This window comes from Ruegeria sp. CE12 (assembly GCF_056537525.1).
The window spans coordinates 32902-57599 of record NZ_JBQFRS010000004.1 but is presented as its reverse complement, the minus strand read 5'-3'; the positions used below and the strand labels follow the sequence as shown (position 1 = coordinate 57599).

Genomic DNA, 24698 nt, shown 5'->3' with positions numbered 1-24698 from the left:
ACCATCGCAAAAATTGCTGGTTGCGGCCTGTGTGGCCCTTTGCTTGTCACTTGCAGCGATCGTGCTGGGTGACGCAACCCGAAACGTGGCCGTCATGCCCTGGATTTTTCTGGGTGTGATCGCTGCGGTGGATTTGCTGTTGTCCTGGCCCCGCCGCCGATCAATCTCAGTGGAACCGGTGGGGGAGGTCTTTGTTGGCGAACCTTTCGGCATAGCGCTGGAGGTTTCACCTTCCACGGCGGGCCTGCGCGGGCATCTTGATTGGCCCGAAGGCCTGAAGGGTCCGTCTGAATTTGATCTCGGGATCGGCAAGGCCACAATCAAAGGCGAGGCCGTGCGGCGTGGCACATGGGTTTTTCCAAACGTGTGGCTGTTCTGGTCCTCGCGCCTGACACTGTTCGAATTTGTGCCCAAGATCGGTTTCGGGCTTGAGGTCGCAGTCGTACCCAATATCCGCCGCGTCCAGTCAGGTGAAATATCCACGACCGTTCAATCCCGGCTGTTTGGAGTCAAGGAAAACCGCGCCATTGGTGAAGGGACAGAGTTCCATCAATTAAGGGATTTTGCACCGGGAATGGATGCCAGTTCAATCGACTGGAAACGGTCAGCGCGCCATCGTTCGCTGGTTGCGAAAGAGGTTCGCGCAGAACGCAATCATCATGTGATCATCGCGCTCGATAATGGATATCAGATGCGCGAAGAGATCGCCGGGCTGCCAAAGATTGACCATGCGATCACCGCAGCTTTGGCGACGGCATGGGCCGCAGCAATCGGCGGCGATCTGGTTGGGTTATACGCCTATGACGCAGAACCGCGGCTGTTTTTGCCACCAGAGCCCGGGCGCGCAGCCTTCACTCGACTGCGCACCCGCACCGCAGAGCTAAGCTATGAAAGCCGCGAAACAAACCATACGCTGGCCATGACCGAGCTGAACAGGCGTACACCAAAACGCAGCCTGATCATCGTGTTTTCCGATTTTGTCGATACTACCTCGGCCGAGTTGATGGTCGAAAATGTTGGTGTTCTGGCAAAGCGGCATCTGATCGTGTTCGTTGCGCTGCGCGACCCGATCTTGGAAGCTCAGGTAAAAAGCACTCCCTCAGACATGAACGGTGTTGCCGAAACCGTGTCCACCGGACAGTTGCTGCATGAACGACGCGTAGTGCTCGAGCGTCTGCATCAGCTAGGGGTTACCATCATCGACACAGAGCCGGGTAATGTTTCAGCGCGGCTGATTTCGACCTATCTGGAAATCAAAGCGCGGGAGATGATCTGATGTCAGACAGTGACCTGATCCGCTCTGCCCGTTTCCGGCAGGAACGCGAAGCCGACTGGATAAAGCTGTCGGCGTTGGTCGACAAAGCCGAAAATCAGGGCATGCACCGCCTGAGCTTTCAGGAAGCGCGTGATCTGGCCGATCTTTATCGTCAGGCAACCACATCGCTGTCCATCGCGCGGGAGATTTCACTGGATCGCGGGCTACTGGACTATCTCGAGGCACTGACAAGCAGGGCATATCTGAGCGTTTATGCGCCACAGCAACGGCTCGGCGGGATCATCCGCAGATTTCTGACCAGCGGAGGGCCAAGGGCCATGCGTGCCTCGTGGCGGGTTTTGTTGCTTGGGTTCCTCTGCATGGCAGCAGGGGCAGTGGCTGGCTATTTCTTTTATTTCGACAATCCCGAATGGTTCTACGTCTTCATGCCTTCGGAACTGGCGGGGGGACGCAGCCCTGACGCCAGCACCGACTACCTGCACGCGCAGCTCTATGGAGAGGAAGACGGATCGGGGCTTGGCGCATTTGCGACTTACCTCTTCTCGCACAACACCCGCATTGCCATATTCGTATTTGGTTTGGGTGCCTTTCTGTGCGCACCATCCATCCTGCTGACATTCTATAACGGGCTGATCTTAGGTGTTTTCTTTGCACTTCATGTCGACCGAAACCTTGGTTGGGATCTGTTTGGCTGGCTCTCCATTCACGGTGTGACCGAACTTTCGGCGATCTGCATAGCCTGCGCCGGTGGCCTGAAGCTTGGGCTGGCTGTGCTGTTCCCCGGCAATCAGACCCGCGCTTCTGCATTGCGGGCTGCAGGCCACGATGCAGTCAAACTGGCCATGATCGCGGCCATGATGCTGGTCGTTGCTGCGTTACTCGAAGGGTTCGGGCGTCAGCTTATTCAGGACCAGAGCACACGCATTGCAATCGGCTGGGGCGTAGGTGCTTTGTGGTTGCTGTGGTTTGCACTGGGTGGAAGGGAGCGGTCATGACCATTCGCCCGATGGATCAGTTGCTGCCACCCGAAGGGATTCCGCTGAATTTCAGGATCGCTGGCGTCGGTGTGCGGACGGCGGCACAGATAAGCGATCTGCTGATCACAGGGATCGGTGCTTTGGCGCTGTTTCTGCTGACGCTGGCCTTGGACATCGTGACGCCGGGAACCGCGATTGCCATCGCCTCGATGTTGTTCTTTTTTATCCGCATCCCCTACTACACGATGTCTGAACTGATCTGGAATGGCCAGACCATCGGCAAGCGGCTCATGAAGATCAAGGTTGTTGCGTCGGATGGGCAGGCGCTGACCACGCAATCACTTGTCGTGCGCAACCTGATGAAAGAGGCCGAGATTTTTCTGCCGGGCACCCTTCTGCTGACACTGGATGCGAACCAGATGGTGCCCTCGATCATATCACTTTTATGGATCATGGCCGTATTGGCTGTTCCGCTGTTCAACAAACGGCGCAGACGGCTGGGCGACATCATTGCTGGAACATATGTAATCCACCTGCCCAAACCGGTTCTTCTTGAGGACATGTCAAAGGCAATCAGACAACCAGTGGCAGACGAGCAGAAATTCCGTTTCCTGACCCATCATCTGGAACATTACGGCGCGTTCGAGCTGCAAACACTCGAAGGAATTCTGCGCGCAAGCGACAGGCCCAAAGGTCCTGCAGCCTACAAGCGCCACAAGGAAACCCTTGCGGCAATCGTTGATCAGATCAGGCGTAAGATCGAATATGCCGATCCCGTCCGGGCACAGGATCAGCAAGCTTTTCTTGAGGCTTTTTACAAAGCGCAACGCGGATATCTTGAGCAACGGCAGCTCTTTGGCGACAAACGCGCTGACAAATATCATGCCGCGCAGGATGATCAGGCATGATAAAGCCTGTTGTAATTTTACACTGACGAGAGCGGGCTCTGCGCATTTCTTCTTGCGGATGAGTACCGCTGCGAGGCTTTATCTCAATCAGATAGTCTAAGATATTGATGAGGTATTCAGTATGACAGATGCAGTTAACTCTGGGGCACATACCCCTTTTGGTGTCGGATCGGTTGTCGGCGACTCTTTTTCAATTCTGTTCAGCAAGCTCCCCGTAGTCGCGCTTCTGGGCTTCATTCCGGCGTTGTTCGATGTAATTTTGACCAACTCCATGAACTTGGACACCACCGCAAGCCTTGAGCCGGGTGCTGAATTCGACACAGCCGGTTTCGTTGGCAGGTTCGGTGTGGCGTTTCTGTTCAGCCTGGTGATGATGTCGATCATTACGGCAACTCTGGTTCAGTTTTCTTATGACGCCAAACTTGGTCGGTCGGCTCAGATTGGTCGCTATTTTTCCACCGCGATCAGAAATCTACCTGCCATCATTGTGTTGTCGATCGTAGCTTCGATCCTGTACGCAATCGGCTTCATGCTGTTGATCATACCCGGTATCTGGCTTTACGCCGTTTTCTCGATGCTCGTACCTGTCATCGTAATCGAAGGCGCGGGATTTAGCGCCCTAGGGCGCAGCGCCGAACTGACCAAAGGTTACCGCTGGCCCATTATCGGAGCATTGTTCCTGATATTCCTCTGCCTGTTCCTGTTCGGCTTCGTGACCGCCTTTATCCTGGCAGCTATATCAGGTGGCTCTCTCTTTGGGCTTGGAGTGCTTCTTGAGACAATCATCAACGCCATCTCTTATGGTTTGGCGAGTATCGCGATAGCGATGATCTTCGCACGCCTTAAAGAGATCAAAGAAGGTGTCAGCGTTTCCGATCTGGTGGACGTGTTCAAATAATCACGACGCACGGCGCGTAAAAATTAAACCAGCAGCCCTTTCGTAAGGCTGCTGGTTTTTTAATTCTACGGCCAGACGATTAGTGCATTGAGCCTGGCGCACTACCCATTCAGTTAACCTCTCCAATCCAATCCAGAAACAAACCCGTTCCTGGCTTTGATTGCCCTGCGGACGTAATCGAACAAAAGTAACCCCGCTTGGTGTTGCACTCATGTGCGCTGGCCAGTGCCAGTGCGCCGCTGCTTAGATACTCATCCAGTAAGGGTCGCCAGCCGATGCCAATGCCCAATCCGTTCTGGATGGCCCTCAGGTAAACCATGTAGCTGAGGTACGCATCATGGGCAGGTGGCTTTGGGATTTCGATCCCTGTTCCTTCAAAGAACCTTTTCCAGTCACCGTTATGATCCAGTTCGGACATGTGCAAAAGCTTGCGGTGCGCCAGCTCAGCATGGGTTAAACTCTGCCCGTTGTTCAACAGATCGGGATGGCAGACTGCAACCATCCGCTCAGCGAAAATTCGACGACTGCTGGTGCCCGGAACACCCTGTTCACCGAACAATATGACCACATCACACTTTTTGGCGTTGAAATCAGGGTTCTGATCCCGGGTCACGATCTGAATCTTTGTAGACGGATGCAAGGCCTGAAACTCCGCCAGACGCGGTAGCAGATACAGGCTGGTAAAACCGATACTGGCACTGACCACGATGGTTTCATCGCCACGCCTGGCCCGTAAGGCATCCATCCCATTTCTGATCGCATCAAAGCCACGCGACACCGCATCCGCCAGCAATACACCATCCGCTGTCAAAGTAAGACGCGGCTTGGTCCGCAAGAAAAGCCTGACCCCAAGCTCTGCCTCCAATGCCGCGACATGGCGGCTGATTGCCGGCTGAAGCACATTCAACTCCTCGGCCGCCCGGGAAAAGCTGAGACGGCGCGCTGCTGCTTCGAACGCTTTAATCTGTTGCAGCGGAAGAGATTGGCGCGACATATTCATTCCTTTCAGGAACTATTGTCATTCACCATTTCCGTCTTTTTCTCTCATTTCAAGCGCGCAAATCTATCTCAGCGACCGGTTAGGGAATGATCTATGGAAAAACGGATCCTGGCTTTGGGCGGCGACGGGATTGGCCCAGAGATTTTGGGGTATGGCTTGCGCACGGCAGAGGTTCTGGCGCGACAAACTGGTATCAAGCTCATAATCGAACAGGATTTGCTGCATGGCGCCTCTTGGGATGCGTTGGGCACTTTCTGTTCGGACGAGGTTCTGCAAAAGGCCCGTCAATCCGATGCGGTTCTGGTTGGTGCTGTTGGCGGCCCTCAATGGGACAACATCCGCGTCCCGGGCGGTGCTGAGAAACAGGATGGCCTTATGTATCTGCGGCACCATCTGCAGACCTACCTTGGCCTGAGGCCGGCGCGTGCCTGGAAACCTTTGATGCGCCAAACACCATTTCGATCGGGCCTCGCGGACACAGCAGATGTTCTGATCCTGCGCGAAATGTGTGGCGGGGCGATGTTTGCGCACGAACGTGGCCAGCGCATCAGGAATGGTGCGCGACAGGGATATGACCTGACTGCCTATGATGAGGATGAAGTATCGCGTTTCGCGCGTGGCGGGTTCGAACTTGCGCGCGAACGGCGTGGACGGCTGGTTAGCTGCGACAAATCCAATGTGATGGAAAGCTACAAACTGTGGCGCACAGTGGTGACAGAGGTCGCGCAGGATTATCCTGACGTGGCTTTTGAGAACATGTTTGCGGACAATTGCGCTTATCAGCTGATGCAGCGCCCGGGAGATTTTGATGTGGTTCTGTGCTGCAACCAAATGGGCGATGTACTCAGTGATCTGACGGCCGTTTATGCCGGTTCGCTGGGAATGCTGCCGTCGGCGTCATTGTCAGCCAATCCCACCAGCGGTCCGGTTTTCGGCATGTATGAAAGCACCGCCGGATCGGCCCCGGACATTGCCGGGCGCGGCATCGCCAATCCGGTCGGTACAATTCTGTCCGTGGGAATGATGTTCAAATACAGCTTCGGTCTGCGTGAGATCGCATCTCGATTAGAAAAAGCTGTCGAAGATACACTCTATGACGGCATCCTAACGCCGGATCTGGATGGTGAGGCAAATGGTGCTGAAATGACCGATGCAATCCTTGCACAGGTCACCGGATGAACCCTGCCTACGACTATATCATAGCCGGTGGCGGCTCGGCGGGATGCGTATTGGCGGCCCGGCTCTCAGAAAACCCGGATGTATCGGTCTGTTTGTTCGAGGCTGGTGGCCATGGGCGCGACCTTTTCATCCGGATGCCAGCCGGAAACGGATTTGTATTTGGCAATCCACGGCTGGATTGGGGTTACACTTCGGTCCCGCAAGCCGGCCTGAATGGGCGCAGCATCTACTATGCCCGTGGCAAGGCATTGGGAGGATCCTCCATCGTCAACGGTATGATCTACATACGTGGCGTGGCAGCCGATTATGACAACTGGCGTCAATTGGGGTTGGAGGGGTGGTCTTATGCGGATGTCCTGCCCTACTTCCGCCGCGCCGAAGGGTCACGCGATCGTCAGGATGAATGGCACGGCACCAATGGACCGCTCAAAACGGAACCAGCGCGTAACTTCGGTGAAGTCGAACGCGCCTTTATCTCAGCCGCCAAGGCAGCAGGACACACAGAGCTTGATGACTTCAACGGATCTGAAAGAACAGGCGTCGCGCGAAACGACAGCACCGTATCAAACGGCATCCGACAATCTTCGGCGATTGCGTACCTGCAGAACCGACACTCAAATCTGACGGTCCGTACAAATACCCAGATCGGACGGATCATTATCGAAGGCAAACGCGCAATCGGGGTTGAAACCACCGACGGTGAGGTCGTCCGCGCAGATCAGGAAATCATCGTATGTCAGGGTGCTTTTGGTTCGCCGCAGCTGCTGATGCTTTCAGGTATCGGACCAGCAGATCATCTGCGCCATCACGGAATTGACGTTGTCTCGGATTTGCCTTCGGTTGGTGCCAATCTGGCTGATCACCCGGATGTTTCGATGCAATACGGATCAGAGCGGATCGATCTGAGCCACGCAAAACATCAGCGGCTGGACAAGGCCGCAATCTTGATGGGCAAGTGGCTACTGAATGGCTCTGGCCCCGGCGGTGGCGCATTTTTTTCAACCGTGCTCTTTCACGCTTTCGAGGACCCAGCCCTGCCTGAGCTTGAGGTGTTTATGACGCCTATGGTGGTCGAGGAAAATCTGGGAAACGGTGCGGATGAGAATGTGCCACTGCTTCAGCGCCTGGGTCGCAAGCTGTTAGTCCGCGGCCGCAAGATGGCCCGGCCGGGCATTCAGATCGACATCAATCTTGAACGGCCTCAATCAACCGGAACCGTTCGGTTGGCCAATTCCGATCCACGCACGCATCCCTTGATTGATCCGAGTTATCTGGCCCACACAAAAGATCTGGATGATCTGAGAAAAGGCGTTGCCGTCATGCGTGAGGTGATGTCTCAGCACGACATTGCCCGATACCACACGGGCGAAATCGGAGTTTGGAAAGATGCGCATACGGAGGCTGAAGTCACCGAAGCGATCCGTCAAAGCGCCTATACAGGGCATCATCCCTGCTGCACAGCTCGAATGGGAGATGTGCTGGACAACGAACTGCGTGTTCACGGCGTCGACGGGCTGCGCGTTTGCGACGCCTCTGCGATGCCCACTCAAATCACTGGAAACCTCTACGCAACCGTTGTCATGATGGCTGAAAAGGCTGCTGACATGATCCTTGGACGCGCAGCTTTACCACCTGAATACCCCGGAAAGAGACCCGAATGACCGAGAAACGTATCTTTCAATACTTCGCCAACAACCAATGGCATGACCCGGCCGAAGGGGAATACATCGACAGCGAAAACCCCGCGACCGGAGAGGTTTGGGCCCGTATACCCGATTGCCGTGAAGCCGATGTAAACCGGGCGGTAGCCGCAGCAAAATCCGCCTTTTACGACGGACCATGGGGCCGCATGCAACCTGCCGAGCGTGGGCGGGCTTTGCGTCGGATTGGCGATGTCATCTCAAAATACGCTGACCGTCTGGGTGCGATCGAGACACAGGATAACGGCAAGCTTCCATCGATGATCACGCCGGGGCTGAAACCGGGGCAATGGCAAGTGGACAGCTGGCATTATTACGCGGGTATGTGTGACAAGTTCGAGGGTCGCGTCATCCCTGCTGAAGCACCCAACATCCACAATTACATGACATGGGAGCCGTTCGGCGTTGTGGCGCAGGTGTTGCCGTGGAACTCACCACTTGGGACACTGATCTGGAAACTTGCGCCCTGTCTGGCTGCGGGAAACACCGTGGTTCTGAAACCTTCTGAACATTCCAGCTGCTCGACGCTGGAACTGATGGATGTACTGCTTGAGGCAGACCTACCTCCGGGTGTCCTGAACGTCGTCACCGGCTATGGGCCAACGACGGCAGCTCCGATGATCGAACACCCCGATGTCCGAATGGTCAGCTTTACGGGCGGCACGGCAGGTGGAAAGGCGGCAGCGGTTGCCGCCGCGCAACAGGTCAAGCCCGTGGTGATGGAACTTGGTGGGAAATCCCCTCAGATCGTCTTCCCTGACGCGGACATCGAACTTGCCGTCAACGGAGTTGCAGCCGGGATTTTTCCACCGGGCGGTCAAAGCTGCATCTCGGGCTCTCGACTATTGGTTCATGCAGACGTCATCGATGAATTCACTGACAGGCTGGTCGAAGTCGTTCGCAGAGCCTGCGTCGGTGACCCCCTGGATCCGGCAACACAGATCGGTCCAATGGCGAACCGGCCACATTATGAGGCCGTATTGAACCGGATCGCAGCCGCCGAAGCAGCAGGGCACACCCTGCTGCTGGACGGGCGCTCAGCCTGCCGAGACGCCGGGTACTACATCGGCCCGACCATCTTTGCCGATGTCCCGAACAGCGCCGATCTTGCCCAGAGCGAGGTATTTGGCCCCGTTGTAAGCACCGAAGCCTGGACAGATGAGGCAGACGCAATCCGCATTGCCAACGATACCATCTACGGTCTTGCCGCCGGTATCTGGTCGCGGGATGTGGCCCGCGCGATGCGGGTTGCGAACCGCATCGAGGCAGGCACCGTTTACATCAACAATTACTTCAACGCCGCCACCCAATCACCTGTCGGCGGCATGAAGCAGTCTGGCTATGGCCGTGAAAACGGTTGGGAAGGGATGCGTTGCTTCATGCAGACGAAATCTGTCTGGCTATCGACCGACCCGCATCAACCCGATCCATTTGAATGAAGGACGGCCAACCGTGACTGCAATAAAGCGCCTCGCAAATTTCGCTACATCCGCAAACCCGAGTGATGAGTTGCGGCAGATTATTGCACCCGCTGTCGCTGATTGTTTTGGGTGTATCCTCGCCGGGGCCGATGCCGAAGTCACACAACGTGCAATTCGTGCCTTGAGCCGAACAGGCACCGGATCGGCGACGGTCTACGGTAGCGATCAGAAACTGACGGCGCCCCACGCGACACTGGCCAACGCGGTTGCAGGTCACGCTTGGGATCTGGACGACTGGGAAGAGCCGGGAAATACGCACCCGACTGTCGTGCTGCTGCCTGCCCTTTTGGCAGCCGCCCATCTCAGCCCAACCAGCGGCAAAGAACTGAGCAACGCTTATGCCATCGGGGCCGAGATCATCATGCGGCTCGGCGAAGCTGTGTCGCTGGATCACTACGCCCGTGGGTTTCACAGTACGGCAACGCTGGGAACCATTGGCGCGGCCGGCGCCGTATCCCGATTGCTGCAACTTTCACCCGAACAGACGTCGCATGCGCTGGCACTGTCTGTGTCGCAGGCGACGGGCCTGACACTTCAGTTCGGCTCGAATGCCAAACCATTGCAAGCCGGATGGGCAGCACGAAACGGTCTTGAAGCCGCCTTGATGGCAGCTGAGGGTGTTACGGCGCAACACCACGTTCTCGACCATCCTCGCGGTTTCGCAGGCCTTCTGGGCGATCTCAGTGGAGCGCGGTTTGAAAAGGCTTTGGCCTGTCTGGGCGAACCATGGGCCTTGCATCAATATGGTCTGATCCTCAAACCCTGGCCCTCTTGCGGATATACGCATCGGTTGATGACGGCCGCGTTGGAGCTGCGCCCGCACATCATCGATCGGTTGGAAAAGGTCACGGCGATATCCGCGACCCTGCCCGACTTTCACTTTAAAATCCTGCCATTTCAGAACCCCACCACCCGGAGCGAGGCTTTGTTTTCGGCGCCTGCCTGTGTCGGACAGGCACTTGTGACGGGTGGTCTGACATTGAACGATAGTGAAGCTCGTTTTTGGGAAAGCCCTGAAGTTGCGTGGTTGATCCAGCTGACGACGGTGACGGCAGAACCCGCTCTCAATCCCCAACTGAACTACGACCCGGATCAACCCGATTGTCTGCGGGTTGAACTTTCAGGGGGCGAAGTTCTTGAGACCCGCTGCTCCTATCCACTTGGTGCGCCCCAAAACCCGATGTCGAACGAACAACTCGCCAACAAGTTCGCCCAAATCACCGGTCGTGACAAAGACGGTTTCTCAGAGCTCATGAACTGGCCGGACGCGCCTGATGTTACTAATTTTTTCAGTGAGATAGCCAAATGACAGCACGCAGACGCAGCGGCGGGCGCGCAGCCCGAAAAGAAGCTCGCAACGAAGGCGCGGGTTCGGGACCAAGCACTGCTATCTGGCCTGGTATCGAGGGCGGGCAATACGCCCCCCTGACAAACGACGAAATCAGGATGATCGATGAAACGGCGATGCGCGTCCTTGAAGAGATCGGCGTCAAAGGCGCGACCCGAACCTGTATAGATACTGTCTGTGCCGCCGGAGGCTCATTGACCGGAGATGGACGCCTGCTTTTTCCCGAACGCATGGTGCGGGAAACGCTCAAGGGAGCAGGTCGAGATTTCAAACTGTTCGGGCAAAGCCCGCAGTTCGATCTGGACCCTTCAGGCGCACGCACTCATTTCGGCACATCAGGGGCGGCTGTCCACATTATCGACAGCGAGACCGGTGACATTCGCGATACCACGCTGCAGGACCTCTATGACATGGCGCGACTGGCCCATGTTCTGCCAAACATCCACATGTTCCAGCGTACGGTTGTCGCACGGGATCTTTCTGATCCACGCGAAATGGATCTGAACACAGCCTTTGCCTGCCTGAAAGGAACTGCAAAACCGACAGGAACCTCGTTCGGCTCGACCGAAGCGATGGAAGACGCCGTTCAGATCCTTGAGATGATAACCGGTGGGCCAGAAGCCCTGCGGGCAAGACCGCCAATCTGTGTATCGACCTGTTTCATCGTGCCGCCCCTGACCTTTGCCGAAGAGGCATTGGGCGTCATCGAATGTGCCGCCCGTCACGGTATCCCTCTCAAACTGGTGTCCGCCGGGCAGGCTGGGGCGACCAGTCCTGCCCCACTGGCCGGAGCCGTTGCACAGCAAACCGCCGAAGTCCTGGCGGGCATCGTTTATGTCAACCTGCTGAACCCAGGTCATCCCGCCACATTCGGAGCCCTGCCTTTTGTCAGCGACCTGCGCACCGGCGCAATGTCCGGGGGCAGCGCCGAACAGGGTCTGCTGATGGCCGCCTGTGCGCAGATGGCCCGATTCTATGGCATTCCCTGCGCCGTCAGCGCAGGCATGACGGACAGCAAGTTGCCTGATTTTCAGGCCGGGTTTGAGAAAGGGTACACCGAATTACTCGCCTCCCTTGCCGGCGCCAATCTGATTTATGAGGCGGCGGGCATGTACGGCTCATTACTGGGTTGCTCACTCGAAAGTTTCGTTCTGGACAATGATCTGATCGGTTCAGTCATGCGCGCAACACGTGGGTTTGAGGTCTCAAAAGAGACATTGTCGCTTGAGGCGATACGCGAAGTTTGTGTGGGTGGGCCGGGTCATTTTCTGGGGCATGGTCAAACCCTAAACAGGATGGAAAGTGACTACTTTTATCCTGCGCTGGCCGACCGGCGCACACCGCAGGAATGGGCAGCGGCCCCCGACAAGGATCTTCTTGAGCGGGCCCGCATCAAAACCCGTGAACTGCTTTCGATGCCTGCGCCCTCTCACATATCGGACAAGCTGGATCAGGAGATCCGAAGCCGCTTTCCCATTCGCAAGCTCGCTGGAAATTCTGACTTTTAACCGGGTACCAACGCAAAGCGGCTGAGTGCTTTGTTCACAAAAAGGGGCAGGGAAACTATCCCCTGCCCTGTACTGCTCTGCCTGTTTTTTAGTTGTATCAAAGCGCCGCTTTGAACAATTGCGTCAGATTTTCCTCGGTCAGTTCGATTGGGTTGCCACCGCAGGATGGGTCAATGATCGCGCCCTTTACCAATTCAGGGATCGATGCCTCAGTCACACCCAGTTCTGACAGTTTGCGCGGGATGCCCAATGAATCATTGAACTCCTGTACGAAGGCACGGAATCCGTCGAAACCGCCCTCGATACCCAGATAAGCTGCCGCCGCATTGAACCGGTCTGCAATAGCCGACGCATTGAAATCCAGAACCGCTGGCATACAAACCGCGTTGGTCGTGCCGTGATGGGTGTTGAACACCGCGCCAATAGGATGGCTCATGGCGTGGATTGCACCCAGACCCTTTTGGAACGCAGTTGCACCCATCGCCGCTGCACTCATCATCTGGGCACGCGCCTCGATATCGGTTCCATCTGCATAGGCACGTGGCAGGTAATCCTTGACCAAACGCATGCCTTCCAGCGCAATACCCTGGCTCATCGGATGGTAGTGCGGGCTGGAATAGGCTTCGACACAATGTGCAAAGGCATCAAGGCCGGTTCCCGCTGTGATGAACTTGGGCATGCCCACCGTCAGCTCAGGATCACAGATCACGACTGTTGGCAGAACTTTGGGATGGAAGATAATCTTCTTCGCATGCGTCTCGGAGTTGGTGATGACGCTGGCGCGTCCGACCTCGGACCCCGTACCGGCAGTTGTCGGAACGGCGATGATCGGCGCGATGACGTCAGCGTTAGCGCGGGTCCACCAGTCTCCGATGTCCTCGAAATCCCAGACGGGCCGCGTCTGACCGGCCATAAAGGCCACCATCTTGCCCAAGTCCAGACCTGAGCCACCACCAAATGCGATTACACCGTCATGGCCGCCCGCATTATAGGCGGCAACGCCAGCTTCCAGGTTCTTTTCATTCGGGTTGGGATCGACATCGCTGAACAGGCCGCGGCCAAGACCGGCCGCCTCCATGATATCCAGCGTCGCTGTGGTAATCGGCAGATCGGCAAGCCCTTTATCCGTGACCAGCAGAGGCTTTTTCATGCCCGCAGCCGCGCAGGCTTCGGGCAGTTCCTTGATGCGCCCGGCACCAAATTTGATTGCGGTCGGATACGACCAGTTTCCAACAAGGCTCATGTCAGAGTTTCCTTCAAGATAGAGGCCTGCCTCGCCGAGGGGGAAGCGAGGCAGGCAAGTCGTCCTTAGCCCGTTACCTTTTTGAGGTGGTAGGATTTGGGACGTGTCAGGTTGTGATAGCCGATGACGGACAATCCACCGCCGCGCCCGGTATTCTTGCAACCGGTCCAGCAAAGACCGGGGTCCAGATAGTCCGCGCGGTTCATGAACACGGTGCCGGTTTCAATGGCGTCACCTACCCGTGCCGCGCGATCCACGTCGCGGGTCCACAGGCTGGCGGTCAAACCAAACTCGCTGTCGTTCATCAACGCGATGGCCTCGTCATCTGAAGACACTTTCATGATGCCGACCACCGGACCAAAGCTCTCATCCCGCATCACGCGCATATCATGAGTGACGTGGGTCAGGATCTGTGGCGTCAGGTAAGCGCCACCATCATCTTCGGCGAAGGTGTCGATATGGGCTACCGCCCCGGCTTCGACAGCCTCGGCGATCTGCGCTCGGACCTCATCAGCGAACCGGACATTGGCCATCGGACCAATTGTCGTCTCGGTATCCAGCGGATTACCCAGCTTGTAGCCCTTTACGACCTCAACCGCCTTGGCAACGAAGTCATCATAGAGGCTTTCATGCACGTAAATCCGCTCGATCCCGCAACAGCACTGGCCCGAGTTGAACATTGCCCCGTCGATCAGCGTATCAACGGCTGCATCCAGATCGGCATCTTCCATGACATAACCGGGATCTTTACCTCCCAGCTCGGTGCCAACGCCAGTAAACGTACCCGCCGCCGCGCGCTCCATCGCCTGACCGCCACCAACCGAGCCGGTGAAGTTCACGAAATCAAACGCGTTGCCCGCGATCAGATCATTGGTCACGTCATGGCTCAGAAACACATTCTGGAACACATCCTCAGGCACGCCTGCGGAATGGAAGGCCTGTGCCATACGCTCACCCACCAGCAGTGTTTGAGTGGCATGCTTCAGGATCACAGTGTTCCCCGCAATCAGCGCGGGTGCGACCGTATTGATTGCAGTCATGTAGGGGTAATTCCACGGCGCCACCACAAAAACCACGCCATGCGGGATACGCTTGATGTAACGCTTGAATGTCTCGTCCTCGCCCACGGCGATATCAGCCAGAGACGCCCCGGCGATCTCGGCCATATGGCTGGCGCGCTCGTTGAAGCCGCCAAACTCACCGCCATAACGCACCGGGCGGCCCATCATATGCGCCAGTTCCGGCACGATCTCATCGTTCATGGCCCCAACAGCAGCCACGCCTGCCATCACAAGATCAATCCGCTCCTGCAACGGGCGTGCCGCCCATTCAGCTTGTGCGGCCCGCGCGCGCGCTGCGGCTTCAAACGCAGCCTCACGCGACAGAACTTCACGTTCCGCATAAACCGATCCATCGATCGGCGAGATACATTTCAGTGTCTGGCTCATGCCATCAACTCCACATAGAGGGCGTCTGCGCCCTGCTTCTTCTTTCAGTAACTCTGATAAACATGTGAGTTCGGCCTCACATGCCGTCTATTACGCCCGCTCAAACCCGCGAGCGACTTCCCAATCCGTCACCACGCGCTCGAATTCCTCGATCTCAACCTCGGCCGCCCGGGTATAGTGATCGACCACCTCGTCACCCATGGCCGCACGCAACATGGCCGAGCCATGCAACGCATCCCGCGCTGCGCGCAGGTTGCCCGGGATCATGCCGGTTTCGCCTTGGTATACATCGCCTTTGGTGGGCGGCTGCAATTCCAGACCCTCTTCGATACCTGCAATCCCGGCCGCCAGCATTCCGGCCATTGCCAGATACGGGTTCACGTCCGAGCCCGGGATCCGGCATTCAACCCGAACCGCCTTGGTCCCATCCCCGCACAGGCGGAACCCGGCAGTCCGGTTGTCGACCGACCAGATGATCCGTGTGGGCGCAAAGGTGCCCTTCATGAAGCGTTTGTAGCTGTTGATGTAGGGTGCCATGAAATAGGTATAGTCGCCTGCGTATTTCAGCAGACCCGCCATGTAGCTTTTCATCAGCGCCGACATGCCTAACTCATCCGAGGCGTCGTAGAAGGCAGGCTTGCCATCGGACCAGAGCGACTGGTGCACGTGCGAGGAACTGCCGACCTTGTCATGATGCCATTTCGGCAGGAACGTCGCGGCGTGGCCATGCTGCCAGGCAATCTCTTTCACAGCATTCTTGGCGATCGAGTGATACTCGGCCGTGTCCATCGCTTGTGCGTATTTGATGTTCAGCTCTTCCTGCCCGGTCTCGGCCTCACCCTTGGAGTTCTCGACCGGTATACCCGCATTCCACAGATGGTTGCGGATAGGGCGCATCACATGCTCTTCCTTGGTGGTCTGCAGGATATGATAGTCTTCATTATAGCCCGAGATCGGCTCCAGATCCCGGAAGCCTTCCTTGCGGATCTGGTCAAAGCTCTTCTCAAAAAGGAAGAATTCCAGCTCGGTAGCAGTCATCGCGTCATAGCCCATGGCCTTCAGACGATTGACCTGCTTTTTGAGGATGGCCCGAGGTGAATGCGGCACCTCATCATGCGTGTGGTGATCCAGCACATCACACATCACCATCACCGTACCTTCCAGCCATGGCACCGGGCGCAATGTATCCAGATCGGGTTTCATTACATAGTCGCCATAGCCCCGCTCCCAACTGGTAGAGGCGTATCCGTCGGGCGTGCCCATCTCAAGATCGGTGGCCAGCAGATAGTTGCAGCAATGGGTCTCTTCCCACGCGCCTACCACAAAATGCCCTGCATGAAACCGCTTGCCCATCAACCGGCCCTGCATGTCCACCATGCAAACCAGAACCGTATCTACGGCCCCTTCTGAAACCTGGGTCTTGAGATGTTCGAACGTGAGCATGTGCCACCTTTATGCTGACCGGGCCCTGAGATCACCGGCTATTCAATCCGTTTGACCCGCCCCACGAAAGGGGCGGGTCGTTTTGGCAAAGTCTTAGCCGTAGCGATAAGGCCGGCCAGCTTTTTGCATGGTTGCGTTGTACTGTTTGAAGATTTCGACAACCTTCGCCTTTACAGGGCTTTCGGCTGCGATTTCATCCCAGAACTTGACGGCAGCCTCTTCGACCTGCGCCCATTCTTCATCCGGGATCGTGGTCAGTTTCAGCTTATCGCCGTTGACGCGCAGGGACGCTTCGCCACCCCAATACCACCACTGACGATAGTAATGTGATTGGTCACAGCATACCTTGAACAGGGTCTTCAGATCTTCGGGTAGTTCGTTCCAGCGATCCATGTTGGCAAAGAAGTGACCCGCCCATGCGCCCGATACGTTGTTTGTCAGGAAGTAGTTGGTCACGTCCGCCCAGCCGACTGTGTAGTCTTCGGTGATGCCGGACCATGCGATGCCGTCCAGCTCGCCGGTCTGCACCGCAACTTCGATGTCTTCCCATGGCAGGGTGACAGGAACAACGCCGAACTGCGACAGGAAGCGACCCGCTGTTGGGAAAGTAAAGATGCGCTTGCCCTTCAGGTCTGCCAGACTGTTGATCGGGTCTTTGGTCGCGAAGTGGCACGGATCCCATGCACCGGCAGAGATGTGCTTTACGCCGACCTTCGAGTATTCCTCGTCCCAGATCTCATTCAGACCGTACTGGTTGAAAAGAACCGGCACATCCAGCGAATAGCGCGATGCAAACGGGAAGTAGCCGCCAAACACGGTGACTTCGGTCGGGGACGCCATCGAGTCATCATCCGACTGCACCGCATCAATCGTGCCGCGCTGCATGGCGCGGAACAGCTCGCCTGTCGGGACCAGCTGATCTGCATAGAACAGCTCGATCTGCATCCGGTCACCGGCGATGTCGTTGAACATCTTGATTGCAGGGTCGATCACATGCTCGGCCAGTGCCGGGCCCGCATAGGTCTGCATCCGCCATCTGATCGTCGATTGCGCCAGCGCCGGTGTTGCCAAAGCAGCAGCAGGTGCCGCTGCGGCCCCTTTTAGAAATGTACGTCTGTTCGTCATTCTCTCTCTCCGTTGGTCAGTTTCAAATTTGCGAAAGGATATCCCCTCACCCTTGTCCCGGTTGGTCCGGGATCATTTGTTGTAAATGTAATCCGGCAGCCACAGCGCGATCTGCGGGAAGGTCATGATGATGGCCAATGCAAGTGTCATCACCAGAACGAACGGCAGAATAGAACCGTAGATGTCGCGCAGTGAAATCTCGGGCGGAGCCATGGCCCGCATCAGGAACAGGTTATAGCCGAACGGCGGTGTCATATAGGCGATCTGCGTGGTGATCGTATAAAGCACGCCGTACCAGATCAGGTCGAAACCCAGCTCACCCACAAGCGGGACGTATAGCGGGGCAACGATCACCAGCATCGCGGTATCGTCCAGAAAGGTGCCCATCAGGATAAAGCTGAGCTGCATCAGGATCAGGATCATCCACGGGTTCAGGCCCAGACGTTCCGTGAACAGATTTTCGATCGCACGCACCGCGCCCAGACCATCGAACACCGCGCCAAACGCCAATGCGGCAAGAATAATCCACATGAACATGCAGGTAATGCCAAGCGTCGAGCGTACAGAGGTTTCAAAAACCTCACGGGTCATTCGCCCTTTCAAAACGGCTGCTGCAAAAGCGGTCAACGCACCAATGGCCGAGCTTTCAACAAGCGAGGTCCAGCCATTGACAAAGGGAACCATCATCGCCGCAAAGATCCCGATCGGCAGCAGACCCGCGCGCAAGAGGCGCAGCTTTTCCGCCATCGGCACATCACGCTCTTCCTTCGGCAGCGCAGGTCCCAATTCCGGATTAATCTTGCAGCGGATCACGATGTACAGAATGAACATCGCCGCCATCATCAGGCCCGGCAGAATACCCGCAAGCCAAAGCTGCCCGACCGGTTGCCTTGCAATCATTGCATAGAGCACAAGTACCACAGATGGCGGCACCAGAATCCCCAGGGATGACCCGGCCTGAATGACCCCGGTCACCATCTTCTTGTTATAGCCGCGTTTGAGCAATTCCGGCAAAGCGATGGTGGCACCAATGGCCATACCGGCAACGCTCAATCCGTTCATGGCCGAAATCAGAACCATCAGCCCGATTGTACCGATGGCCAGACCACCGTTCAGCCCGCCCATCCAGACGTGGAACATCTTATAGAGATCGTCGGCGATTTTGGACTCTGCCAATACATAGCCCATGAAGATGAACATCGGCAGCGTCAGCAGCGGATACCATTTCATCAGCTTCATGGCGGCGGCAAAGCCGATATCGTACCCCCCGCGGTCGCCCCAAAGCAAAAGCGCGGCGACGACGGCGACAAACCCGATGGCACCGAATACACGCTGCCCGGTCAGCAGCATCAGCATCATGGTCGAGAACATCAGGATGGCGATCAATTCGTATGACATCAGATCACCTCACGCGGGATGTCGTCGCCCTTGAGGCGGAGAATATCTTTGAAAAGCTCGGATATGGCCTGCAGCAGCATCAGGAACAGGCCAAAGACCATGATCACCTTGATCGGCCAGAGATAGGGTCGCCAGGCGGTCGGGCTGCGCTCGCCATATTGCAGCGAGTAGCTTAGCGAGTCGTACCCGCCATAAATCATCACGCCGAGATAGACGATCAGGAAGAAAACGGTAATCGCATCGGTCCAGGCCCGCCTGCGATGCGACCATTCACTGTACAGGAGGTCCATCCGTACATTCGATCCCATCTGAACCGAGTAGGGCCCGCCAAGGATGTAGTAGGCGACCATCGCGAACTGCGCCATTTCCAAGGTCCAGAGCGATGGAAGAAAGAAAGTTTTTGAGACCGAAGACCAGAGCAGAATGCCCATCATCACAAAGATGCCGTACATGACCACACGGCCAATCCAGCGGTTCATACGGTCAATGACCGCCACATATCCCCGCATGAACTTCATGCCTGTCTTCCTGCTCTCATATCTTTGCCTCAACCTGAGAAAGCTCATCGACTACCGATCGCAGGATCGGCGCCAGCTGACCGGCGATGCGATTTATGCCCGTGGGTGTGTCGATCAGATCGTTGCGCACTTCGATCATCACATTTGGAATGCCACGTGAGATCGCATGTTCACGCAACGTGTGCGTGACACCATCGGTGGCGGAATAAGGTTCGTTCAAAGCCACGCGCAGTCCACAGTCTTTGGCATGGCGAAGCATGATCTGAGCAGCACGATCATCCGCATCGTGCAGAATGCCCAGTTCGACGGCCCGAACCTCACCCTTATATACCGGTGTAAAGCTATGGATGGTAATCAGCACAGGCGGTGCGGGCCTTGCGTCCAATGTCGATGCCAGCAGCTGCCGAAACGGCTCATAAACCTCCTGTATCCGCTGGGCTCTTTGATCATCGGACAGGTTTTGGTTGCCGGGAACCGGGAACACTTCGCTTAGCTGAGGCATCGCATCCGCACGTTCTGGCGGGCGGTTGCAGTCATAGACCAATCGGCTGACACGCGAGTGAACCAATGGCGCGTCCAGCGCCCCCATCAGTTCCACAGACAACTCAAACGCACCGATATCCCAGGCCGCGTGCGAACGCGCAGCAGCCTCATCCAGCCCCAGCCCGTTCAAAGACGCCGGGATAAAACGACTGGCATGCTCGCAGACCAGAACGGCAGACGCACCGCCTCGCGCATTCAATGCGCGCGCCGCTGGTGCCTCGGTCGGCTGTAGCAATGATGACTCGGTATCAACTGGCATAGGTAACATTTGCTACAGCGGAAACTAACCTGTCAAGAAAATTACTGTAGACAAAATTACAAACACAAATATTCTGTAGAGAATTGAAAAAAGAGGGGCCGATGGCAACCGTCGCCAAACTTGTCAAACAGCGAATACAGGATGAGCTTGATGGCCTGACCCGATCAGAGCGTCAGCTGGCGTCGATCCTGTTGCAGGACTATCCCATGGCCGGATTGCAATCGATCACCAAGCTCGCGGCAGCGGCTCAGGTTTCGACCCCGACTGTGATCCGCATGGCGCGCAAGCTGGGTTTTGACGGGTTTCCGGACTTGCAGGAAGCGCTTCGCGAAGAGGTTGCAGCGCAGATCAAGAAACCGATCTCCAAGCGCGACGCCTGGGTTGTGGATGACGAGGCCGAGCATCCTATCACCCGGTTTGCACAGGCCGTCTGGACCAACATGCGCCACACGCTGGAGCGCCTCGACAAAGAGATGTTCGACGCGGTTGCTCAGCTATTGGCAGACACGGACCGGCATCTTTATGTGGTCGGCGGGCGCATCACTCGATCTAACGCCGATTACCTGTTCAACCATATGCAAATCATTCGCCCCAACGTGACCATGTTGGGCAATTCCGCCAATGTCTGGCCTCAATATCTGCTGGATATGGACGAAGCATCGGTCTTGGTGATCTTCGACATCCGCCGGTATGAGGCACATCTGGAGAAGCTGGCTCAGGTTGCGTCGAGCCGAGGAGTTACGGTGGTTCTGTTCACCGACCAATGGGGTTCTCCCATCGGTAGGACCGCTGACTACACGTTTCATGCATTGGTCGAGGCACCATCCAGCTGGGATTCGACCATTGCCCTGCAACTGATCTCGGAGACTCTGATCGCCGAAGTGCAAGAAGCGCGCTGGGATGAAAGCAAGGAGCGAATCGAAGAGCTGGAACGCTATTTCTCTTCGACCCGGATTTTTCGCAGCCACGAAACGTGACGGCTAAAATCATTACATTTCAATCGCATTGAAGTTCTTGATCTCGTTTGACCTGCCACAGGCTCAAGACTAACTACTAATATAAGTTAGCATTATCAGAGGCTTGGATTTGCAGAGGCAGTGGCACAACTACACCGCCTGTTCTGACAATCCTTTGCCGTCAGTAGATCAAAACAGGAAAATTATTGCCTACCAAATCCATCATATTTTCAGCATTCTCGCAAAACGTGAGAGAAAACCAGCCGGGCGAGCAAACTATCGCCAGCTTTCACCCTTACGTTGCCAGCGCCTCTACAGCTAGTTGTTCGCTACTGATACGCACAATGGGCATATTGATATCTGTTGGCCAAAACCTGTACCGCTTTGGCCTGTCAAAGATGCCTCGAATGAAAGACAAGGGCCACGCATCGTGAGTTTCAAAAACCAAGCATCTGCACCGCCGCGCCACGAGCTTCGTAAAGTGCGCAATCAGGGGACGATGTTCCTTGCCCTGGCTTTTTTGTTCAGCATCTTCGTAAACCTGCTGATGCTGACGGGTCCACTGTTCATGTTGCAGGTTTATGACCGGGTGTTGGGTTCACGTGCGGTTGAGACACTGACCGCGCTCTTCCTGCTGGTGGCTTTGCTCTATGGGCTGATGGCGATGCTTGATTTCGCCCGGGGTCGCATTGTGGCCCGGTTCGGAGCTCGGTTTCAGTCCACACTGGATCAACGCGTTTTCGATGCCACCCTGCGCCGCGCCCTGCTTCCGCAGGCGCGTTCCGCCCCGGCAACGGCGTTGCGCAATCTGGAATCGATTCAGAATCTCTGCTCATCGCCTATTTTGCTGGCGGTGATGGATATTCCATGGACCCCGGTTTTTCTGGCGGCAATATTCCTGTTTCATCCCCTGCTGGGGTGGCTCGCCGTAGGTGGTGGTGCATTGCTGATCGTGATCGCAATACTCAATCAGGCACTGACCCATCGCAAAGTGGCGGCGGCGCAATCTGCCTCGGCGCGCGCAAACTCATTCTCGGAACACGCACGTCAGGCAGCCGAAGTCGTGCGCTCGCAGGGCATGCAGGAAGACGTCACAAAGCGCTGGTTGCAGCAACGCTCTGACGCGCTGTCGCAAACGATCGCTGCCAGTGACTGGACCGGCAGCTTTACCTCACTGACAAAATCCCTGCGCCTGTTCCTGCAATCCGCGATGCTGGCCTTGGGAGCGTGGTTGGTGCTGCAAAATGAAATGACGGCTGGCGCAATGATCGCAGGGTCGATCCTGTTGGGGCGCGCGCTGGCACCGGTGGAACAGGCCGTAGGGCAATGGGGCACGATCGAGAGAGCACGATCAGCGTGGTCCTCATTGAACCAGTTCCTCGATAGTACGCCCCCCGAAACACCCCGAACCAAACTGCCGGTTCCCGAAGCGCGGCTGACGGCAAAGGGTCTGACGGTGATCCCCCCCGGTGCAAATGGACCGACCTTGCGCAACGCTTCGCTGCAGCTCGAGCCCGGGAAGGCCCTTGGCGTTATCGGCAAAAGCGGCTCAGGCAAAACCACCCTTGCCAAGGCCTTACTGGGCCTTTGGCCGCCAGCGGTCGGCGAGATCAGACTGGGTGGTGCCACACTGGATCAATACGACCCGAATGATCTGGGTCGCCACGTGGGTTACCTGCCACAACAGGTCACGTTGTTCAATGGAACGGTGGCGGAGAACATCGCGCGGATGTCTCAGCAGCCAGACCCTGACGCGGTCGTCGCCGCTGCCAGAAAGGCAAACGCACATGAACTGATCCTGAGCCTGGAAAAGGGATACGATACGTTTTTGGAAGGAAATGACAGTCAGCTTTCCGGTGGTCAAAAACAACGGATCGCATTGGCAAGAGCGTTATATGGCGACCCGGTTCTGCTGATCCTGGACGAACCAAATTCTGCCCTTGATGCCGATGGAACCGAGGCATTGAACGCAGCGATCCGCGGCCTGAAAGCAGAAGGCAAAGCAGCAATAGTTATGACACACCGACCACAGGCGATCTCGGAATGTGATGATCTGGTCGTCATCGAAAAAGGACAAGTCGTCAAATCCGGCAGCCGGGACGAAGTACTGGGTTCGATGGTGCAGAACGCCAATGTCATCAAGCGGCAACTCAACAAGGTGGGTGAATAATGGCGGGTAACCAAACACGACCGGCCTGGCGTATTACCGGTCCGGCCATTGTTGGCTTTGTCGCACTGGCCATCCTTGTCGGCGGCATCGGTGTATGGAGTGTTCGGACCCGTCTGGCTGGCGCAATTGTCTCTCAGGGCGTGATTGAGGTTCAAAGCAACCGGCAGGTGATCGAGCACCCTGACGGGGGTGTTGTTGGGGAAATCTTCGTCCGAGACGGTGATGAGGTTTCTTCCGGCGCCATGTTGCTGAGGTTGGATGATACCTTTCTGGCATCTGAAAAGTTCATCGTTGAATCTCAACTGTTCGAACTGCTGGCCCGCAAAACCCGACTGGAAGCTGAGCGTGATGGTGTGGACGAGGCCACGCTGGACGCAAAATTGCAGGAATTGAAGGATCAGGAACCAATCGATCCGGGGCTTTTGGCAGGTCAGGCCCGCCTGTTTGCGGCACGTCTGGAAACTCTTGCCCAGAAAACCGACCAGCTTGGTAAGCAAAGAATTCAGATCGAAAGTGAAATCGATGGAACCGAAGCCCAGTTGGTTTCCTTGCGCCGACAAGTTGAACTTATCGGCGAAGAGCTGGAAGATCAGCAGAGCCTGCTGACGCGCGGCCTGACCCAGGCCAGCCGCGTCTCGGCCCTGCAACGAGAAGAAGCCAGCCTGACTGGTCAGATCGGCAATCTGGAAGCAGCAGTCGCGCGGCTCAAAGGTCAGATTGCAGCAACCGAAATTCAGATTGTCGAACTTGCTGCCACCCGGCGGGAAGAAGCGATTACCCAATTGCGGGATGTTCAGTCTCAGGTCGTGGAATTGTCGGAACAAAGGTTGTCGCTGACCGAGCGTCTGTCACGCCTCGACATTCGTTCGCCGGTGTCGGGAACTGTCTACGGCAGTCAGGTCTTTGCTGTGCAGTCGGTGATCCAACCCGCTGAACCGATGATGTATGTTGTGCCACAGGACACGCCATTGCTGGTAGCCGCCCGGGTGGATGCCATCCATGTGGATCAATTACATCTGGGTCAGCCTGTTGCCTTACGATTTCCAGCCTTTAATCAAAAGGACACGCCAGAAATCGAAGGTCATGTGATCAACGTATCCGCTGATACCTTCACCGATGAAAACTCGGGGCTGACCTTCTATCGCGCCGAGGTTGTTCCGGATGATGGACAGGTCGAACGCCTGAATGGGCAAAACCTGCTGCCGGGCATGCCGGTCGAGACATTGATCAAGACAGATGAACGGACACCGCTGTCATATCTTGTCAAACCGCTGGCGGATTATTTCAATCGGGCCTTCCGGGAGTAACCGGGTTGAAAGC

General features: G+C 56.4%; 20 protein-coding genes. 12 read left to right on the top strand and 8 right to left on the bottom strand.

Annotated features, from left to right (window positions below):
• Positions 1–43: 43 nt before the first annotated feature.
• The 4 genes from ACR0IO_RS11335 (at position 44) to ACR0IO_RS11320 (ending at position 4059) form a co-directional block, all read left to right on the top strand.
• On the top strand, positions 44–1276 hold the full coding sequence (locus ACR0IO_RS11335; protein WP_480741718.1) for a DUF58 domain-containing protein: 1233 nt from the start codon (positions 44–46) through the stop codon (positions 1274–1276).
• Positions 1276–2271 (top strand): stage II sporulation protein M, encoded by a 996-nt coding sequence (locus ACR0IO_RS11330; protein WP_480741716.1) that lies wholly within the window; start codon positions 1276–1278, stop codon positions 2269–2271. Before ACR0IO_RS11335 ends, ACR0IO_RS11330 begins: the two co-directional genes overlap by 1 nt.
• The gene (locus ACR0IO_RS11325) at positions 2268–3161 is read left to right on the top strand and encodes an RDD family protein (protein ID WP_480741714.1); all 894 of its coding nucleotides are present in this window, start codon (positions 2268–2270) and stop codon (positions 3159–3161) included. The genes ACR0IO_RS11330 and ACR0IO_RS11325 overlap by 4 nt, the downstream gene beginning before the upstream one ends.
• 121 nt (positions 3162–3282) lie before the next feature.
• Positions 3283–4059: a hypothetical protein gene (locus ACR0IO_RS11320; RefSeq protein WP_480741713.1), complete on the top strand. Its 777-nt coding sequence runs from the start codon at positions 3283–3285 to the stop codon at positions 4057–4059.
• A 109-nt stretch (positions 4060–4168) separates the two neighbouring features.
• On the opposite strand, the gene ACR0IO_RS11315 is transcribed toward ACR0IO_RS11320, so the two are convergent.
• The gene (locus tag ACR0IO_RS11315; protein ID WP_480741711.1) at positions 4169–5053 is read right to left on the bottom strand and encodes a LysR substrate-binding domain-containing protein; all 885 of its coding nucleotides are present in this window, start codon (positions 5051–5053) and stop codon (positions 4169–4171) included.
• Between the two features lie 99 nt (positions 5054–5152).
• On the opposite strand from ACR0IO_RS11315, the gene leuB reads away from it, so the two are divergent.
• Genes leuB through ACR0IO_RS11290 form a run of 5 tightly spaced genes read left to right on the top strand, consistent with a single transcriptional unit; the run spans position 5153 to position 12275 of the window.
• Complete coding sequence (gene leuB, locus ACR0IO_RS11310; RefSeq protein ID WP_480741710.1) at positions 5153–6238, top strand: 3-isopropylmalate dehydrogenase; 1086 nt, start codon at positions 5153–5155, stop codon at positions 6236–6238.
• On the top strand, positions 6235–7899 hold the full coding sequence (locus ACR0IO_RS11305; RefSeq protein WP_480741709.1) for a GMC family oxidoreductase: 1665 nt from the start codon (positions 6235–6237) through the stop codon (positions 7897–7899). Before leuB ends, ACR0IO_RS11305 begins: the two co-directional genes overlap by 4 nt.
• The gene (locus ACR0IO_RS11300; RefSeq protein WP_480741707.1) at positions 7896–9377 is read left to right on the top strand and encodes an aldehyde dehydrogenase; all 1482 of its coding nucleotides are present in this window, start codon (positions 7896–7898) and stop codon (positions 9375–9377) included. Before ACR0IO_RS11305 ends, ACR0IO_RS11300 begins: the two co-directional genes overlap by 4 nt.
• Positions 9378–9390: 13 nt before the next feature.
• On the top strand, positions 9391–10728 hold the full coding sequence (locus ACR0IO_RS11295) for an MmgE/PrpD family protein (protein WP_480741705.1): 1338 nt from the start codon (positions 9391–9393) through the stop codon (positions 10726–10728).
• The gene (locus tag ACR0IO_RS11290; RefSeq protein WP_480741703.1) at positions 10725–12275 is read left to right on the top strand and encodes a trimethylamine methyltransferase family protein; all 1551 of its coding nucleotides are present in this window, start codon (positions 10725–10727) and stop codon (positions 12273–12275) included. The genes ACR0IO_RS11295 and ACR0IO_RS11290 overlap by 4 nt, the downstream gene beginning before the upstream one ends.
• 97 nt (positions 12276–12372) lie before the next feature.
• On the opposite strand, the gene ACR0IO_RS11285 is transcribed toward ACR0IO_RS11290, so the two are convergent.
• From ACR0IO_RS11285 to ACR0IO_RS11255, 7 genes are all read right to left on the bottom strand, one after another.
• The gene (locus tag ACR0IO_RS11285; RefSeq protein ID WP_480741702.1) at positions 12373–13518 is read right to left on the bottom strand and encodes an iron-containing alcohol dehydrogenase; all 1146 of its coding nucleotides are present in this window, start codon (positions 13516–13518) and stop codon (positions 12373–12375) included.
• Between the two features lie 65 nt (positions 13519–13583).
• On the bottom strand, positions 13584–14966 hold the full coding sequence (locus ACR0IO_RS11280; RefSeq protein ID WP_480741699.1) for an aldehyde dehydrogenase family protein: 1383 nt from the start codon (positions 14964–14966) through the stop codon (positions 13584–13586).
• 90 nt (positions 14967–15056) lie between these two features.
• Positions 15057–16409: a glutamine synthetase family protein gene (locus tag ACR0IO_RS11275; RefSeq protein ID WP_480741698.1), complete on the bottom strand. Its 1353-nt coding sequence runs from the start codon at positions 16407–16409 to the stop codon at positions 15057–15059.
• A gap of 93 nt (positions 16410–16502) precedes the next feature.
• The gene (locus ACR0IO_RS11270) at positions 16503–17534 is read right to left on the bottom strand and encodes a TRAP transporter substrate-binding protein (protein ID WP_155145707.1); all 1032 of its coding nucleotides are present in this window, start codon (positions 17532–17534) and stop codon (positions 16503–16505) included.
• A gap of 72 nt (positions 17535–17606) precedes the next feature.
• Positions 17607–18932, bottom strand: a complete 1326-nt coding sequence (locus ACR0IO_RS11265) for a TRAP transporter large permease (protein WP_155145709.1) — start codon at positions 18930–18932, stop codon at positions 17607–17609.
• Positions 18932–19450 (bottom strand): TRAP transporter small permease subunit, encoded by a 519-nt coding sequence (locus tag ACR0IO_RS11260; protein ID WP_170333641.1) that lies wholly within the window; start codon positions 19448–19450, stop codon positions 18932–18934. The genes ACR0IO_RS11265 and ACR0IO_RS11260 overlap by 1 nt, the downstream gene beginning before the upstream one ends.
• A 16-nt stretch (positions 19451–19466) precedes the next feature.
• Positions 19467–20252: an N-formylglutamate amidohydrolase gene (locus ACR0IO_RS11255; RefSeq protein ID WP_480741696.1), complete on the bottom strand. Its 786-nt coding sequence runs from the start codon at positions 20250–20252 to the stop codon at positions 19467–19469.
• A 101-nt stretch (positions 20253–20353) separates the two neighbouring features.
• On the opposite strand from ACR0IO_RS11255, the gene ACR0IO_RS11250 reads away from it, so the two are divergent.
• The 3 genes from ACR0IO_RS11250 (at position 20354) to ACR0IO_RS11240 (ending at position 24685) form a co-directional block, all read left to right on the top strand.
• On the top strand, positions 20354–21229 hold the full coding sequence (locus ACR0IO_RS11250; protein WP_155145715.1) for a MurR/RpiR family transcriptional regulator: 876 nt from the start codon (positions 20354–20356) through the stop codon (positions 21227–21229).
• 478 nt (positions 21230–21707) lie between these two features.
• On the top strand, positions 21708–23378 hold the full coding sequence (locus ACR0IO_RS11245; protein WP_480742015.1) for a type I secretion system permease/ATPase: 1671 nt from the start codon (positions 21708–21710) through the stop codon (positions 23376–23378).
• A complete protein-coding gene (locus ACR0IO_RS11240; RefSeq protein ID WP_480741694.1) occupies positions 23378–24685 on the top strand; it encodes an HlyD family type I secretion periplasmic adaptor subunit in 1308 nt (435 codons plus the stop codon). Before ACR0IO_RS11245 ends, ACR0IO_RS11240 begins: the two co-directional genes overlap by 1 nt.
• The last annotated feature ends 13 nt before the right edge of the window (positions 24686–24698 follow it).